The 16,142-nt window shown below is 44.7% G+C and carries 13 protein-coding genes; 6 read left to right on the top strand and 7 right to left on the bottom strand.

Annotated elements, in window-relative coordinates; translation table 11 throughout:
* Positions 1-23: 23 nt before the first annotated feature.
* Complete coding sequence (locus K2Y22_03945) at positions 24-1,934, top strand: hypothetical protein (GenBank protein ID MBX9877588.1); 1,911 nt, start codon at positions 24-26, stop codon at positions 1,932-1,934.
* On the opposite strand, the gene K2Y22_03940 is transcribed toward K2Y22_03945, so the two are convergent.
* Positions 1,893-3,056, bottom strand: a complete 1,164-nt coding sequence (locus K2Y22_03940; protein ID MBX9877587.1) for an HNH endonuclease — start codon at positions 3,054-3,056, stop codon at positions 1,893-1,895. The genes K2Y22_03945 and K2Y22_03940 overlap by 42 nt on opposite strands.
* A gap of 267 nt (positions 3,057-3,323) precedes the next feature.
* Between K2Y22_03940 and K2Y22_03935 the strand changes: the two genes are divergently transcribed.
* Positions 3,324-3,869 carry a hypothetical protein gene (locus K2Y22_03935; protein MBX9877586.1) on the top strand — a complete coding sequence of 182 codons (546 nt, stop codon included), beginning with the start codon at positions 3,324-3,326 and terminating at the stop codon, positions 3,867-3,869.
* A gap of 25 nt (positions 3,870-3,894) precedes the next feature.
* Positions 3,895-4,761 (top strand): LuxR C-terminal-related transcriptional regulator, encoded by an 867-nt coding sequence (locus K2Y22_03930; protein ID MBX9877585.1) that lies wholly within the window; start codon positions 3,895-3,897, stop codon positions 4,759-4,761.
* A 239-nt stretch (positions 4,762-5,000) separates the two neighbouring features.
* Here the strand turns inward: K2Y22_03930 and K2Y22_03925 are convergent, their stop codons facing one another.
* From K2Y22_03925 to K2Y22_03915, 3 genes are all read right to left on the bottom strand, one after another.
* Complete coding sequence (locus K2Y22_03925) at positions 5,001-5,408, bottom strand: helix-turn-helix domain-containing protein (protein ID MBX9877584.1); 408 nt, start codon at positions 5,406-5,408, stop codon at positions 5,001-5,003.
* A complete protein-coding gene (locus tag K2Y22_03920; protein ID MBX9877583.1) occupies positions 5,405-5,686 on the bottom strand; it encodes a type II toxin-antitoxin system HigB family toxin in 282 nt (93 codons plus the stop codon). The genes K2Y22_03925 and K2Y22_03920 overlap by 4 nt, the downstream gene beginning before the upstream one ends.
* A 134-nt stretch (positions 5,687-5,820) precedes the next feature.
* A complete protein-coding gene (locus K2Y22_03915; GenBank protein MBX9877582.1) occupies positions 5,821-6,210 on the bottom strand; it encodes an endonuclease domain-containing protein in 390 nt (129 codons plus the stop codon).
* A 530-nt stretch (positions 6,211-6,740) separates the two neighbouring features.
* Between K2Y22_03915 and K2Y22_03910 the strand changes: the two genes are divergently transcribed.
* A complete protein-coding gene (locus tag K2Y22_03910) occupies positions 6,741-8,408 on the top strand; it encodes a hypothetical protein (protein ID MBX9877581.1) in 1,668 nt (555 codons plus the stop codon).
* 23 nt (positions 8,409-8,431) lie between these two features.
* On the opposite strand, the gene K2Y22_03905 is transcribed toward K2Y22_03910, so the two are convergent.
* Positions 8,432-8,620 (bottom strand): hypothetical protein, encoded by a 189-nt coding sequence (locus K2Y22_03905; protein MBX9877580.1) that lies wholly within the window; start codon positions 8,618-8,620, stop codon positions 8,432-8,434.
* 376 nt (positions 8,621-8,996) lie between these two features.
* On the opposite strand from K2Y22_03905, the gene K2Y22_03900 reads away from it, so the two are divergent.
* Both K2Y22_03900 and K2Y22_03895 read left to right on the top strand, forming a co-directional pair.
* A complete protein-coding gene (locus tag K2Y22_03900) occupies positions 8,997-11,426 on the top strand; it encodes a hypothetical protein (protein MBX9877579.1) in 2,430 nt (809 codons plus the stop codon).
* Positions 11,427-11,440: 14 nt separating this feature from the next.
* On the top strand, positions 11,441-12,955 hold the full coding sequence (locus K2Y22_03895; GenBank protein MBX9877578.1) for an 8-oxoguanine deaminase: 1,515 nt from the start codon (positions 11,441-11,443) through the stop codon (positions 12,953-12,955).
* Between the two features lie 15 nt (positions 12,956-12,970).
* Here the strand turns inward: K2Y22_03895 and K2Y22_03890 are convergent, their stop codons facing one another.
* Positions 12,971-14,479, bottom strand: a complete 1,509-nt coding sequence (locus K2Y22_03890; protein ID MBX9877577.1) for a TolC family protein — start codon at positions 14,477-14,479, stop codon at positions 12,971-12,973.
* A gap of 25 nt (positions 14,480-14,504) precedes the next feature.
* Positions 14,505-16,142 carry an HlyD family efflux transporter periplasmic adaptor subunit gene (locus tag K2Y22_03885; protein ID MBX9877576.1) on the bottom strand — a complete coding sequence of 546 codons (1,638 nt, stop codon included), beginning with the start codon at positions 16,140-16,142 and terminating at the stop codon, positions 14,505-14,507.

Here is a 16,142-nt window from a genome sequence, read left to right as displayed (position 1 = left end):
GTGATACAGGAACAACAGCTCCAATGAAAAAAATACTTGAAAGACAGGATATTCCAGCGGATGCAATTAGTGTTCCAGGACTAGATTTCTCAAGAGAACTCCTTGCCGATCGTATTGATGGGGAGTGGTTTAGATTGGGTTCCTATACTGTTTTATCTAGACGGGATACTAGCAACGTTGAAGATTTTGTCATGCGGCAATGTTTGCTTATACCGACCAGGGCATTCTCCAAATTATTTGATCGTTTGAAATCGGTTGGAAGTGTCTTGCAAGGACTTGGTAAACCGGTTGGTACGGTCACTATTGACGGGCAAAAACAAAAATACAATTATTCTCCCTTCTATAAGTTCAATATTCCCTTTAGTCCCATTTCTGGGGAACCAGTAGTTTATTTGTGTTTAGCAAAGACCACTAGCAAATTTTTCATCAACCCAGATCTTTGGCTTTATTTGGAGCTTGAAGAAAAACCTGCGGATACTGGAATCTGGTGGGACCCTAGCCGTGGGGAGGAAGTAATTCGACGTCGGCTAATAAATGAAGATACTCTGGAAATTGTAGAGATTCGGACCAAATACCTCATGAGGTATCTTAAGTCTCGTCAGTTGTCCTTGCTGGTTGGACAATTTCGACACCTTCATATGTTTGATCCAGAAGAAGAAGTAATAGCAAAATGCAAAAAAGGGGAGCTGATTTTAGGTAGCGCAAGAAAGAAAACCAAGGCGATTATCCAGGTTTGTGGACTGCGAACGGACATTACTCGTGAAAACCCATTTTTACAGAATAGATTGCATTTATGGTTTGAGATACCACCGCCAAGTATAAATTTGGAGAATCCTTGGACCGAAGCGCCTTCCTTTGATCTACATGCTTTTACTCTCCCCACAATTAACGGACTTGTTGCGCCAGGACGATTTCATCATGAGTATCAATCTGATGCAAATGCATTTGAGGGAGTTGATTGTGACTATTTGGATAGAATTTTCTTTCGACAGGATGTCTTAACAAAGTACGAAGGAGCATCGGGGTTCTCTGTTGGAGATGACGGCTCTGTAGTGTGTCAGGACTACTGGGGACTACATCGCGGTACTATGCGAATTGGCAATGAATTGATATCGACCGCGATAGGAGACTTTGTCGAAGGTATCCCATTTGAAGAGTGGCCACACTGGAAACAATATGTCGTAGAGCCGCCTTCGTCGGAAATTGTGAAATCCTTGTCCGATGAACAAACAATAGCGAGCGCGGTTAACAGACTTGTTTCTTCGCTTGAGGAACTCAACGAGCAATATAAGCAATTGAGTTTGGCTTTTGGCACAGCGTGTGACAAGTTGTTGTGGAATGGTTCATTGAATAGTTTGGCCGGACGACAAATTAAGTGGGTTTATGCGTCAAACGCTAACGATGAGGTATTCCTAACGAGAGCTACGTTAGTTTCAACGCTAGTTCTAGATGAATTAAATGCTGAGTCTCTAAGGAATCTGCTGAATCACATTGCACCCAATCTTCATTTGAACAATGAAAATCCCCCCAAATCGCTTGGATCTAGGAAGTTGTTGCAACGACTTGTTTTAGTGTGTTTGATCATTCAACAGTTTAAGCCAAAGTCTACAGAGATATTTTCGCTGGTAATTGAAGCAGAGCGAAAGGAGGATGGGCAGTTGTCGGATTTACAACGAGAATTACGAGAACTGAATGTGAACGTTTGTACTGTTATGGAACCCCTGGCCTTTCTTTACGATTTAAGACTGTTCGGTGGACTTGCACACTCGCCAAATATCAAGAACGTTTCAAGTGCCGCGGCCAGTTTGGGGCTCCCTCCGCGTGACTGGCATCGAACACACTTTCTAAACCTTCTAAATTTGATCCGATGTGCCATTCTGCGAATTGGTACTTCATTTGAGAATGCTATAGAAGGGCGAACTTTCGGACCGTAGAACATTGTTGGGTGTATCACTTGAAAAATCTAATATGTACGTTTTGGCAAGCAATGGAAGTTCTTCGTTGTAACAATTAAAGAAAGGCACTAAAGGTACTTCTTTGGACTCTCTTTCATTGCAAGAGGATAAGACCAATTGATAGCACGACTTCCCAAACGATAGTACAAACGTCATATATGGCAAGCTTAAATCCGGACTTCTTCTTTTTAGAAGAACTACATTGCCTAGCTGAAACTGAGGCGCCGGGTGAAATGTGGAAAACAAGGAGCCGTGTATATTGGATGGTCGCTTCTGATTTGCCAGTCTTATCCAAGGTAAAAGATGTTGAAAATTGCCCATTTCGGAGTCAGGCATTACGGATAGTGCCATTTTGTGGAACGTTTTAAGGACGGCTTCTGGAATAAATGTTCGATATGTAAGCGTTAATTCCACTCGTGAATTTTCGTTGTCGAAAGTGACGCTTGTTTCATCAGCCACTTTGATTTTTATGGTTTTATCAATATATTCTATCTGTTCCTTACCCTCCTCGAAGTTTGGAATGCCTTTTTTGCCTTTGATGAGAAAGAGCGTTCGTTCTAAGTTGCTCCAGCTTCCGAATTGATTTTCCATGCCAATGCCGAACATCTTATTGCATTTATCGCATTCGTATTTAGTGAAGAGATTCTTGTTTCCTATGCACTCTGGAATTGCATGAGCCTTATCGTGAAAAGTCGAAATCGGTTCGGTTTCTTTGCAGAATCTACAGACTGGTGTGCCCTCAGTGGTACTAAGTATTTTCAATTGATCTTCAAAGGAATGACGAAATACTATTTCATAGTTGTCGTAATAAAATGCTGGTGCAACTAGTTCATTGAATTTGCCTAGAATTGCAGATGTTATATCCTCTAACATTTGACTGTCCGTTTCTACAGAGCATAAATGCTGCTCGTCAATTTTTACGTCTAGGTGCATGTCTCTACCAAAGACGCTTAGACTGATACCGATATTGAGCTGAGGGCTATCAAGGATCGTCAAGACTAAAGGTGAAAGAATTGAAACTCTTGGCATTGCTTTTAGCAACTCACAAAGCTTTGTCTGTAACCTATCTACTGCCAAATTGTGCTTCTTGGTAATGCGCATGAACACCTTCCGTGGGAGAGTTCTAATTTTACCTGGCAATTTAGTGACCATGCAGTGCCGAAATAGATGCAATTTGTTAAAAGAGTTTTTGGGATCGGCAAGGTGCGGAATGGAATACTGGATGCCAGGCGCTATTGGATAGGTAGAGAAATTTCGTATTAAGATTGAATCGAGTATTGTTGCTTTCTAGTAGTCTATGCATGTGTAATCTAATCCTCCTTGAGATCAACAGTGGGAGGAAATTACGATAGATGAGGTGGAACAAATATGAACACAGTTATGAGTGATGCCCTAATGCGCTTAGAGAGTGAAAAAGATGAGGCAGATAGACAAATCCTTTGGGAAAGGTACAAATTACTGTCTTCGGAAGTTGTTGACTATCTGAAAATAGTGATTCAATTTACGATTTTCTTTTATGGTATCACTGGCGCAATAATGTCGTTTGTTTTGTCGAGACCAGAGGCTGCTGATCTGAAAATTGCTTTCCTGTTACCAGCAATTATGGGAATAGGTTCTGCTGGTGCATATCTATATTTTGCCTATAATCAAATATTTGGGAATGAAGAGTTTGAGCGCCTTGCTGGCAAACTATTTGTTTATACAAATCGTGAGTTGAAATACATTGAACATTTGAACAAGGAATTGCCTGCCAACATGCCTATGGCTGACCGTATGCGCCACTACAAGGAGAAAGGTGTTGATGGCGAATATTTCTTCAGAACGTCACACGCATTGCAGGTGGCTCTAGTGGTTTTAGGTATTCTGCATCTGGTTATTGGAGTATTTAGCCTCTGGCTGTGGATCCGACCGTAGCCTTCTGGTAGAGGATGTTTCAGTTATGCAGAATGTTCACCATGCAATCGATGTAGAAGTGATTGTTCAACTTCGACGAGAGATGGTTGAGATCAGCCAGCAGCTTAGTGATCTTCAAGGCGATATTCGGTTCATCAAGGAAATTTTCTTACGGAAGCAAGCGAAAAAGGTTAGACGTCGGCAAAAGAAAGACCAGCAAAGGTTAGAAGCAGAGCAGGCAAGGCAAGCGCGACAGACCAGAGCAACTTACGAAGAGATCATTTGGACTTTGAGCCGTCGTCCATGGATGCTTATGCCTACTCCTCCTAGCCAATTGTCGCCGAAAGAACTTGAGTTAGTATCGCTATTAGCGAATAACAAAACTGATGTGGAGATAGCCGACCGGATGAGCATAAAGCGTAATAGCATTCGTCCGCGAATTTGTGCAGCTTCCAAGAAATTAAAGGTTAACAACCAGCAGGAATTGATTGCCTATTATTTTGGCTACCAGCGTATGTACCGAGAGCATAGGCGTCGCAGATGCTTATCCTTATTAACGTGGCTTCTGAATCCACCACCAGGCTTTATAAATCGCCCTAATCTAGATGTGAGGTGGAAGCAGGCTTTGCGTTACGGACGCACGTTGCGTTATGCTGGTCCATACGTACCGATAAAAGTCTTTGAGCAATTCAGACACTATGAACACACTGCTTTGAGACTTAAAACCCGAGGCTTAAGCTATGCAGAAATAGCAGTACGCCTCAAGCTTAAGGAGCCGGTGCTTAGAGGCTATTTTTCACAGATCCGATCCGACATTAAAAGGACGACGGGAGTAACCATATCAGACGACCAACTTGTAAGCCATTATAAGAAGTATTTGAAAGAAATACGTTTGCGTGAGCAGGTAAAGTAAGGTGATGAAGTCGATAACGGTGCCAATCAACGGTGTTTGGCAGAATCTAGTTGGGCGGTGGTTGTGCACAAAACTGTGCACAATTTAGGTAGTAGACCGTATAATCTAGTGATATCCAACACAATGAAGCAAATAACTGAAATCCAGTCCCCATGCTTGAAAGCGGTATTCTGTCACAAATTCGAGTCGGGCAGCAGGACTCTCTCGCCGCCTCCACCATTTTTAAATTCAAATAAATGCTATAGCAATGCAGTAATGTCAATTTTGAATCGCTCTGCGATTTTTAGAGCATTGGTTTTGCTTAGCTGTCGATTGTGGGACAGAAAGGCAGAAAGATTTGATCGTTCAATGCCCAACTCTGCTGCTAACGCTGTCTGATTTAGTCCTGCTTCTTCCATCAATGCCTCGACAATCTCTTGCGGTGAATTGGTTGCCTGAGCATAATGTTTTGACTCATATTCTCTGATCAAGCCGGTCAAAATTTTCAGATAACCGCTTTCTGAATTGGTTAGCTTTCTGTTTGGGCGTGTTAGTTCTTTCATCACTTCAATCGCTGCATCGAGTTTTGACTCGCTGCTAATGGGTAGAAGAGGAAATTGTTTTATGAGTTTTAAATATTCCTTTGGTGCTTCTAAGGTTGTACTCATGGTTTCCACCTGTCGTATTGCTCATGCGTCATGATTTCGTGAATATCAACTTCGCGTTCCGGATACCGAATTGTTGAAATTAGGCGATAGCTATTACCTTTGATGTTGAAAACAATCCAGCCCTTCACGTCTTCGGCAGATGGGAAGGTGGCTTGAACATCCAATAGCCGTTTCCATTGCGCGATTTGGGTTAGCTTAACCCAGCGATCTAAGGCGGTGCGGCAATCGGGATGCTTCACCTGGAACTTATTAATCGCTCTAAGGTTGTTGATATTCACAGTATTTCTTGATGTATCTATTGTGTCATATTGATACATGTGTGTCAATATGACACACGTTAAATTTGCATTTCCTGGCTGCCGAGATCAATTTTTTATCCGTCAAGTGAATTGAAAGTTTATAGTTTCATTTTCTACCCGGCTTCTTGAGTCTGAATCCGAGCCATGGCTGTTCGAATCTGTTCCAGCGCCTCTGGAAGATTGTTTTCGACAGTTTTGTCCTTCAATCGTAAAACCATAAAGCCATGCTTTCTCATGGCTGAGTCTCGATAGTCATCGTTCTTCATCTGCCACAAGGACGAATGTGAACCGCCGTCGATTTCGATGACTAGTCTATAGCGAGCGCAGTAAAAGTCAGCAATCCAACCGAGAATTACGTGCTGCCGTCTGAACTTTACCCCAAGTTTGTTATAACTAAGGGCATCCCAAAGAAGCGCTTCTGATTTTGTCGGGTTTGCTCGCAGTCTTTTGGCGAATTCGAATTTTTCTTTGCTGCAACGGTCGCGGTATTTCCATACGGACATATGTCTATCTCCAAGTCTGGAGGACGTGTGCATATCTCGGAACAGACTATGCCTACCTGACGTAGATGTCAATGATTTCTGAGTCGTTTTTTAAGATGCGCGCGAACAGCTACTAGCTGCGCAGAACTAAGGTTTTCGATCTCCCCATCGAAGCATGATCACCTCCGTCAATTTGACTGGGAGCGTAGACCTCAGTTCGATCAATCGTCGTATAACCAAGCTCCACGAACGAAATTCGCTGCTATTGCGTATTGCAAGTCAACCGATAAGTGGGGCCATGCTTATAGCAAAGGATTCTCAACAGAATGGAAATCGGATGGCACTGCTACTATCGACTCCCCATCCCAAATTAATCCGTCTACTGTCGGGGCGCATCCCAGACGCTAGGTCTACTTAAGCAACAGGCAAACGCTCAGGTTTGTACGTAGAAGCCTCAGTTATTTCGTAATACCCCCAATGACGACGGATTTGGTTCCGGTTACATTGTCGATTCTCAACCGCAAGCTACTGGTCGACTTGGAGTTTCAACAATGTCTGATTTTCAGCGTGAGCACAGGATCCATCATCTATCCTCAGTAGACAACTCCGTCGCTAGTATCTTCCATAGAGAAATGGAACTATTAGGTTCGGTACCACAGACCGCTTTCAATGGGCTTTGTGAAAGGGTCAATGAAATTAAGGACAATCCGCTTTCTGCCGTAGGTATGCAAGTCGTTGCATCTGCCGCGATTGGAGCAGGGTTGGCAGTGGTCACCAAGAATCCTAAAGTATTTATAGAACCATTCATCGGACACAATTCAGATAAATTTCTTGCCGGTGCCCAGAAACTGCTACCTGTAGCTGGGACTCTGATGCTTGCCGGAGATCTGGGAATGCGAACGGCGCCTGTTATGTGGGATACGGCCGTCAACGCAAGTCATTTGGAAGCGAATAAAAAACTGCTCGGTTACAATCTTGGCTCAATGGCTATTGATTATCCAGTGACAGGACTGGCAGGCACTGGTGGCGCGTTGGCTGTAGACATTGCCGGAACGTTACGCCCTGGACTAGCAATGACAGCTAATGCCATGCAAGCGTCGATGTTGACAGGTGCTGAATTTAGCGGTTTACGTCCTGCCTATGCTGGAGGACTAACAGAACAACTCGTCTCTAAGCAAGCAGGCGAAACTCTTGCTGATGCAACCGTGTTATTTAAAAAGCGTGAATGGAATTTACCGACTGGAGAAAAAATCGAGCTGCATGATGATGGCAATGCCATTCTTCACAAAGGTGGATCTAGTTCCAATTATAAGTACAAACCAGTTGATAACAATCTTGAGCTTCTGTACAAGCCGTTTGATGACATAGGACAAATGCTCAATAGCATTATCATTGCGGATTCCAGTTCACTTCAGCCATTTTATATGGTGCGTGATTTACTTAATGGCAAATCATTTAGTGGAATTCTAAAGTACTTTCAGGGAAAGTGGGAACCAGAGTATTCAACTAATACTTGCTTGGAGCTTCGTTCAAAATACACTGGTGAAATTGCGAATCTGAAGCATGATTATGGATCGGTAAATTGCCCATTGGTTATTCAGCCACTGGAAAAAATAGAATTACATAACTGCACCATTGAAAAATTGCCTGAGTTTATCAGACCCTATCAAAAATGGCGCTCGGATTGGGAGCACTTCTCAGAGAAGGTGTATCCATCAGAAATCGAACCCCTTGAGAAAACTATGGAGCGTGCAGGATTCTCTTCCGGCTACGCTGATCCTCTATTGTGGGGACAACTAAAAAATGGCTGGAAGGTTGTTTTGGATCCCAGAAAAGTCTATGAACACGGGTACCCTGATGCTTGGGCTGATATTGATCACCAAAGTGCGGTTCGACTTTATTCGGCTGGAATACATAAATTGACCGGCATATATGGAGAAATGAATCCTGCCATCGGTAAATTTAAAGAACGCCTTGGCAGTCATTTTCAAACCCTCGGTGAGCATAATAGAGCTTGGCGGCTGTACGAAGAAGCTTTGCAAGTTCAGCAAAAGTCTGGTGATTATGAAGGTGCGCATAGTACGGCGCAGAGCTTATTCTACCTGCTTAGAAATATGAGTGATTACGGAGAGAAAGGTTGGGCGCTTGATCGGGCGTCGTACTATGCAGAATTATCAAGCGAACTATACAAGAAGTGGATTGCTACTCGGTATCAATAAACCACTGACTGTGCGGCAGAACATCAAACTGACATCTCGCTCATGCTCGGCAAGGCCCACGGCGTAGTCGTACGTTTGCTGAATCCATCAGCCTCTAAACCTGCTTTGATCAATTCATCGGCATATTTTTGAGGATTGTTTGCAGCTTCGATCATTACTTGTGATACAAATTCAAGTGCTTTTGCCAAGTCATTTGCATTTCCTCGGTCCATACACCCTCTTTAGATAAGTGTTCTCCCAGAACAGCAATTAGATTTTCGCCAACGAAAGTTAGACCAATCCCAAGTTTCTTTTATCGAGCTGTAGAATGAACTGCTAAGAGCCAACAATCATCCTTTTGGATCTTGACGAAGCCTTGGAACAGTAGTTGATATCCATACAAATTTTTGCGTCGTCCAGTCGCGGTCAACTGAAATGACAAGCGTGGTCCAAAACAATTGTCCATTTGAAAAATGTCTATACTTGAGAACAACGTTTGCTACCAAATACGCCACCAGGCTTTGAATGTCTAAAACAACCGAGTTTTAGGTTGTAGTTATAGAAAAAAAACTCCACATCAGATATTTTTTAAGTGGAGAACATCGCTGTGTGGTTCTGATGCGTTCTAATTTCAACCGGCTTTTTCATCGTGCATGCGCGACAATCTTGTGCGTGCTAACCATTCAGCCCTGGTTGACTCATCCGGCAATCGCTTCAAGCGTGCAATTAAGTCCATCTGCTGCACAAGCTGCCGATATTCTTGGTATCAATACGGATGTTGAGCAATTGCTTGGTGGCTCAGTTGACCGGCAAAAATCCGTGCAGCTAAGGGCGTTTTGTTTGCGCCGAATCCTGCAAGGAATATTGCAGGTGCAGTCCGCTGAAAATCGCCTGGAAGTTGAAATGGCATATGCATACGATATGCTGTCCAAAAAGCAGAGGCAGACAAATACTATTAATGAGGCGTTTACTGTTGCTAACTTTTCACAATTGGCGGTTTTGTACGGCCTTTTCGAGCCCTATTCTCGAATTGCAAAAAAATTCAAGCAATCGGCAGTCGGCACGACGGTAGGTTCCGGACTTGCTATCGGATTGCCGACCATCAATATTGTCTATAACAAGTTCGATCGGGCCAGGCACTTAGCGCCACCGGCATCGATTAAGCATATTGTTGATGGAAGACCAGTCGACGGGCGAAATTTGCCGCCATTGGTGGCAAGTTATTTCAACATGCCGGCTCCTGGAGAAGCTAAATCACGGCGCGAAGAGCTTAATATTGTATGGAAAAAACGCTTTGGCGCTGACATAAACAACGATAAGACACTGGCTGGTATTGACGATAAAAAGTCTAAAAAGATTTTTGTTTTGAATAGGCGTATTGTCTTGCTCTGGTCGCTCTATTCGACTGTCATGGGATTTAACAAGGAGCTCCTATCTCTGTTAAAAGAGATAAGCTCTGATATCGCTAACCCGAATGCGGTTAATGTTAGCCTTTCCGGCGGCGCCGATGAAGCCATGCGCCTGCTTAAATTGGAACCCCTGGTTGCTGAATTAAAGGACAGTGCCGGACAGCTTAGTCCTTTGCGTGAGCAGGAGCTGAAAGTACAGATTCTGCAATCAGTGTTAATCGCCACTTTGGAAATGCAAATTGCCGGTGATCGCTGCCAGGAAGAGCTTAATTATCAATATGATGTTGTGCTTTCACAAATGATGGCCAGGCGAGGCGCAGTTCTACAAAAACTATTTGAACTCAACTTTATTCAAATGGGCACATTGGGTGCATGTGCCGGTTGGTGCTATCTGAAGGAATATGGGCAGGCCGGCAACGAGCTGTTTATTACCGCTGATGCTATAGCAACAATATTGAGCACGGTAACATTAGTGGCATTGCATGGTGGTTGGCGTAAGAATCAGAGTAAGCCGAATTCGCTTGCCGACTTTTTCCATCTTAGGGCAGAGACCGATAATGGTTTTTCACCGCTGGTAAATGCATATCTTGATTCAACGTCTCCCTTAAGCAAAGAGGGAAAGACCAGACGTAATTATCTAAATGATGTGTGGACAAAGTATCACGTTACCACCATGAATCTGAAAAATCGTCATGACTTAGAAAAACTTGCCAACATGCCGTCATGCAAGTGGGACACCATCAAACTCGTCATCAACCGTATTGCACTTTTAAGTTCGCTGAGAGAACACTTCTGGCAATTTGATGGCGAATTGGCAGATTTGTTACGTCAAGTCTGGCCGCAATCAACATCACCTGATGCTGATGACACAGTTGCTTCGTTAAATCCTTTCGCAAGTGGAGCCGCTAAGTTGCTGGGTGCTACTTCCTTAGTTAGAGATAGCCTTGAGCGATCTGATGAGAATGCCAAGATTGCTGTCACGCGTCTGGTATTGCAAGGCTACCTAGACACCAATTCTGATAGCGATAAAATTGGACGTCAAAGTTTAATTGAGACGCAAGTGCGTGATCAAATGATTCGCAGGCAGAATACGGCAATCACGTTGACTAACAACCTCAACTTCTATCAGATAGGTATTTTAGGAATCATTTCTGATTCAATGGGATTGTCTTCATATCCAAAGACTGTTTTGGATGCCAATCGCGTAAATATTGTTTCTGGTTATCTTATTGCCGGTTTGGCCGGCGCATCTGTTATAGAGCATCAGGGCTTCTGGGGTAGACGTCAGGCGCAGCCCAATGCGATAAACGCGGCTTTGGGCAAGGGACCGAGCTCTTTCAAGTTGACCCCGGTTATGGAACGTTATCTCAATGCTCCTTCTCCATTTAGCTCTGCCAACAGGACGCGCAGAGAAGATTTAATTGCTTATTGGAAAGAATCTAGGGTTGTGAATAAAAATATCGATCGTCCGTCGACTATAGAGAAACTTTCAGCAGAAGGTAAGGCTCATCACTTCTGGAACGAGACAATTAATTTGATAAGTAATCGAATTACCATGCTTAACGACTTGCGCACAATTTTGCGCACAAGTAGTCACGGCTTTGGTGAACTCATTGGTGCTCTTAACTAAACAAGGAGAATGACATGGCTCACGATGAAGATGGATTATCACGCCGCGATTTTTTAGCTGGTGCTGCCGTTACAGCTTCAGCTCTGGCAATAGGCAGCGATCTGGAAAGTAAAGCCCAGACAAAGTCGGTCGCCGGTAAGCGTCCTAAATCCATGCTGGTAAAAAATGCAGCCGTGCTGGTTACCATGGACAAGTCTCGCCGCGAGATAAAAGACGGTGGCATGTACATTGAAGATGGTGTCATTAAGCAGGTAGGCGAAAGCAGTGCTCTGCCTAAAAGCGCTGAAGTTGTTTTAGACATGAAGGGTCACCTTGTGTTGCCGGGTTTGGTCAATACGCACCAACACCTGTACCAGCATTTGACTAGAGTTGCTCCGGCTTGCCAGGACGGCAATGTTTGGAATTGGCTGCGCGTTCTTTATCCAATGTGGGCAAGAATGACACCTGATGCCGAGCGTCTTGCCGTTCAGGTTGGTCTTGCAGAATTGGCTCTGAGCGGATGCACTACCGTATTTGATCACCAGTATGTATTCCCTAATGGTTGCAAAATTGATGATGCAATTGGGGTGGCTAAAGATATGGGAATCCGTTTCCATGCTTCCCGCGGAAGTATGTCACTGGGTCAGTCAAAGGGAGGTCTGCCACCAGATAGTTGTGTGGAAAATGAAAGTGATATTTTGAATGATTGCCAGCGCGTAATTGATAAGTACCATGATATGACGCCTGGTGCCATGACCCGCATTGTGCTCGCTCCATGTTCGCCATTTTCAGTAACCGATGATTTGATGATTGAGTCGGCCAAACTGGCCCGCAAACATAAATGCGGATTGCATACGCATTTGGCCGAATCACTCGATGAGGAGCGTTATTGTCTGAAGCGTTACGGTCTAAGACCGGTCGGCGCTATGGAAAAATTGGGTTGGTTGGGAAATGATGTTTGGTTTGCCCACTCAGTACACGTCAATGACGCTGAAATTGCTCAGTATGCTAAGACCGGCTCTGGTGTAGCACATTGCCCGTCTTCAAATATGCGTCTTGCATCCGGAATTGCGCCAATTAAGAAGTGTCGCGACGCTGGTGTAAAAGTAGGTCTTGGCGTGGATGGCTCATCGAGCAACGACTGTTCACACTTGCTGGCTGAAGCACGGCAGGCTATGCTCCTGGCTCGCACATTGTTGAGTGAGAATGAGGGCGGACCGCCGGAAGACAAAAAGCAATGGATGTCTGCTCGTGATGTTTTGGAAATTGCCACCATTGGTGGTGCAGCTGTCCTTGGCCGTGATGATATCGGCTCTTTGGAAACCGGTAAGCGCGCTGATTTCTTCTCTGTCAACACAAATCAAGTGGCCTTTGCCGGTGGCAGTATGGTTGATCCTGTAGCGTCCTTGATATTCTGCACGCCGCAAAATGCTTCCTATACGGTTGTGGATGGCAGAATTATCGTTAAGGACGGGCATATCCAAACCATTGATTTGCCGATAGCCATAGAGAAGCTAAATAAGGCATCTAGGCAGGTAATGAACGCATAGCCGTAAGCTTTGCGATCAATCGTAGCGTAGCTTGTGTCTTACAGCACTAATTGTAAAACCGCCGATGGCTCGGCGTAGTTTGGCTTGCTCTATGTTATAGCTGTAGATGGCGTTGACGTAATTGCGCAATGCGACTGTCAAAGCTGACTGAGCTTGAATAACGTCGATGTTAATGCCAATGCCGGATTTAAGTCTTTCTTCCGCCAATTGGAGTTGTTCTTGTGCTTGAGCTGCAGCTATTTTTGCAATTCCAATGTTTGTTTTGTAGGCCAAGCAGTTGTCGTATGACTGTCTTACATCAGATCGCACCTGCAGCTCGACATTGCGTAAGGCGTATTGATCGGATCGGGCCTGAGCAAGACCAGATGCAAAATTGGGCAAAATTGGAATAGCTAAATTGTTGAGCTGCCAGGTGAGTTGTAGCGTGCTTTGTATTCCCCTGGTATTGCCTTGACCATTGGATGGAAAAAATGCTCCATTGTTAGAGCTATAGCTGGCTGTAGGTATTATTGGTGTTAATGCCTGCCCAGCTTGTGCTAGATCCGTACGTACCTGATTGCGGGCTCTGGCAATTTCAGGGCGCTGTTGCAGGGCAGCAAAGACTAACCTCTCTACCGGGATTTGTGGATCGACTAGCGTTGCTTCTTGTAGCGGCTTGGAGACAGGCACGATATAGTCTGAAAGGGGCATGTTCAACGTTACGGCAAGTTTAATTGCCGATACCCGAGTTTGTGCCTGCTGTGATACCAGTTGTTCACGGTCAGAGGCGAGTTGAGTTAGGGACTGCAACAGCTGCAATTTCGTACCCATGCCGCAATCAAAAAGTCCCTGGTTAAGATTGACTATTTCTTTGGAGTTTTCAACTACGATGTCGTTCACATGCAGTAACGAAAGATCGCGGCATAAGGTGAAGTAATTGTTGCAAGCCTCAAACATCGTGTCTTGCAGGCTTGTTTTTACAGTGTAGGAAGCCACCCTGTACTTGAAGTAATTAGTGACCATGTTCAAGAGTGTCGTTCCACCTGTGGATATGGTTGGACCATAGACGTTGTAACGCAAATAGTCAGTTGGCTGCCTGACGGTCCACGGTGCTGCCGCTGTGCCGTATTGGGTCAGATAGACATTTTGCAGAGAGTAACCATAACCGTATGGTTGCATCGCAGCGGCGCTGCCGACAAAGGATAGAAATGCTGAGCGTCCCAGCCAGCGATTTTGCAAATAGTTGAGGTTGCGGTCTACAGCGACCGACAATACCTTTTCCAGAGAGAGGGGTTCAGTTCGCCGGGCATCAATTAAAATGGGCGAGAGGTCCGGTGAAAGTGGCTCCTTCTGCTTGATGTTCTCCACGTTTAGTTGGATGCGGCCGGTTAAAGGCGCCGAACTCACTTCCGGAAGATCCTTAATCTCGGCAGGAATATCCTCGGCAGCTGCAATGGACACGCACGAGCTGAAAATTACCGCTGTTAGTAAGGTGAGGTTGAAAGGCTTCAAGTTAAGCTGGTAACCGATGGTATCAGGTAACAACTTGAAGTATTCTAACCCACCTTGATCAGTTATTGCTGATTTTCAACAACGGCTCAAACAATAGGGCTAGCCAGCTGCGTTTACGTAAGATGATATCTGCATGCACCATTAGCCCAGGCTTGAGGTCGTATCTTTTGTTTCCTACCTGCAGAAAAGATTGATTGGGACGAATTTTTACTTTATAGACTGAGACCCTTTTGCCTGCTTCTATCTTGTGCTCAGGATAATTGCCGACCCTCAGCACCTTACCGGGAATGATACCGAATTCTTCACAAGGAAAAGCGTCTACCTTTAATCGTGCCTCTTGCCCGACTTCGATGAAACCCACGTCTTTGTTGTTTACTTCAGCCCTTAGGACTAGCTCGTCCAACGAGGGGACGATTGTCATGAGGGTTTGTCCCCTCGTCACAATCTGCCCAGGCTGAAGATGTGTAAGGTCGGAGACGATTCCATCAATTGGTGAGCGAACGAACCTTTCGGAGAGTTGTACCTTAAGCACATTAACGGCAGCCTGACAGGCAATGATCTTTTTCTCCAAAGAACTTATTTCCTTCAATTCCATGGCATAGCGAGCACGGGCATTGTAAGAAGCAACCTCAAATTCCGCCTGCCTGTGCTCAAGTGCTCGTACTGATTCGTTCATAGACAATGGCACACTTGAAATTTGAGTTTCCTGTCCTCTAATTTGTGCCTCCATGTCCAGGCGCTCGGCATTGTAAGACAATTTCTTGGATTCAAGATCCACGTGCGCGGATTTAACAGCTTGCTCCAGATCGCTAATTTGTAGTTTTAGTTGAGCAACGGCATACTCCCTCTGATTCATATAGTTCTTCACATCCAGGAATTTAACTTCAGAGGCTACTCCCAATCGGCGCCCCTTTTCGTATATATCCATTTCTTTTTTCGCATCAGCTAATGAAGCTTCCGCCTGAGAAAGTTCAATACGTGCCTTTTGCAAATCCGCTTCCAGTGAAGCAGCTCTGGCCTCAAGTTTTTTTCTTTCCGCTTCTCGTGCTGCTGTCCTGTGCTTAACTGAATTAATTCTTTCCGCCTTAGCTGCGTTAAGGGCTTGCCTTTGCGCGCGCAAAAAAGCCATTTGTGGTGACATTGCCGTGGTATGTCCTGTATTTGCTCCGGATATATCATATGCGGCAGCATCGAGGGATTTTTTTGCTGTAAACAACTGCCCGGCAATGCGATAAGACTCAGGCACTGCCAGGCTGACGTCACTAATTGATTCAGGATTTGCGATAATGCGCGAAAGGGCACCTTTCGCGTCTTCATGATCTTTGAGTTGATGTTCAAGGATGAATAATTCCTGCTCTTTTTTATTCAATTCTGCTTCGGCCCTTACAGTATTTAGTAAGACAAGAATTTCTCCTGCCGAAACATGTTGTCCATCGCGAACTCTATACTCAGCTATAGTTCCATCTGCGGCAGGTTGGATAAATTGCACGCGATTCAATGGCTCAAGTTTGCCGGTTGCTTCAGCGCAGATATCGCTCTCAACAAGTGCTGCCCAGATAAATCCAACGATCATTACTACACCAAGGGCGTAAAGCGCAAGTTGCGCTGCCTGTCCATGACTCTCGAAGACAGCAAATTGCATCTGTTCCGATATTTGATTGGATTTTTCAAGCTGGGAAAACTCTTGATGCTGCAT

Source organism: Candidatus Obscuribacterales bacterium (assembly GCA_019744775.1).
Taxonomy (GTDB): domain Bacteria; phylum Cyanobacteriota; class Vampirovibrionia; order Obscuribacterales; family Obscuribacteraceae; genus SBAT01.
The sequence above is the reverse complement of the archived record's forward strand: the minus strand, read 5'-3'. Positions and strand labels throughout refer to the sequence as shown.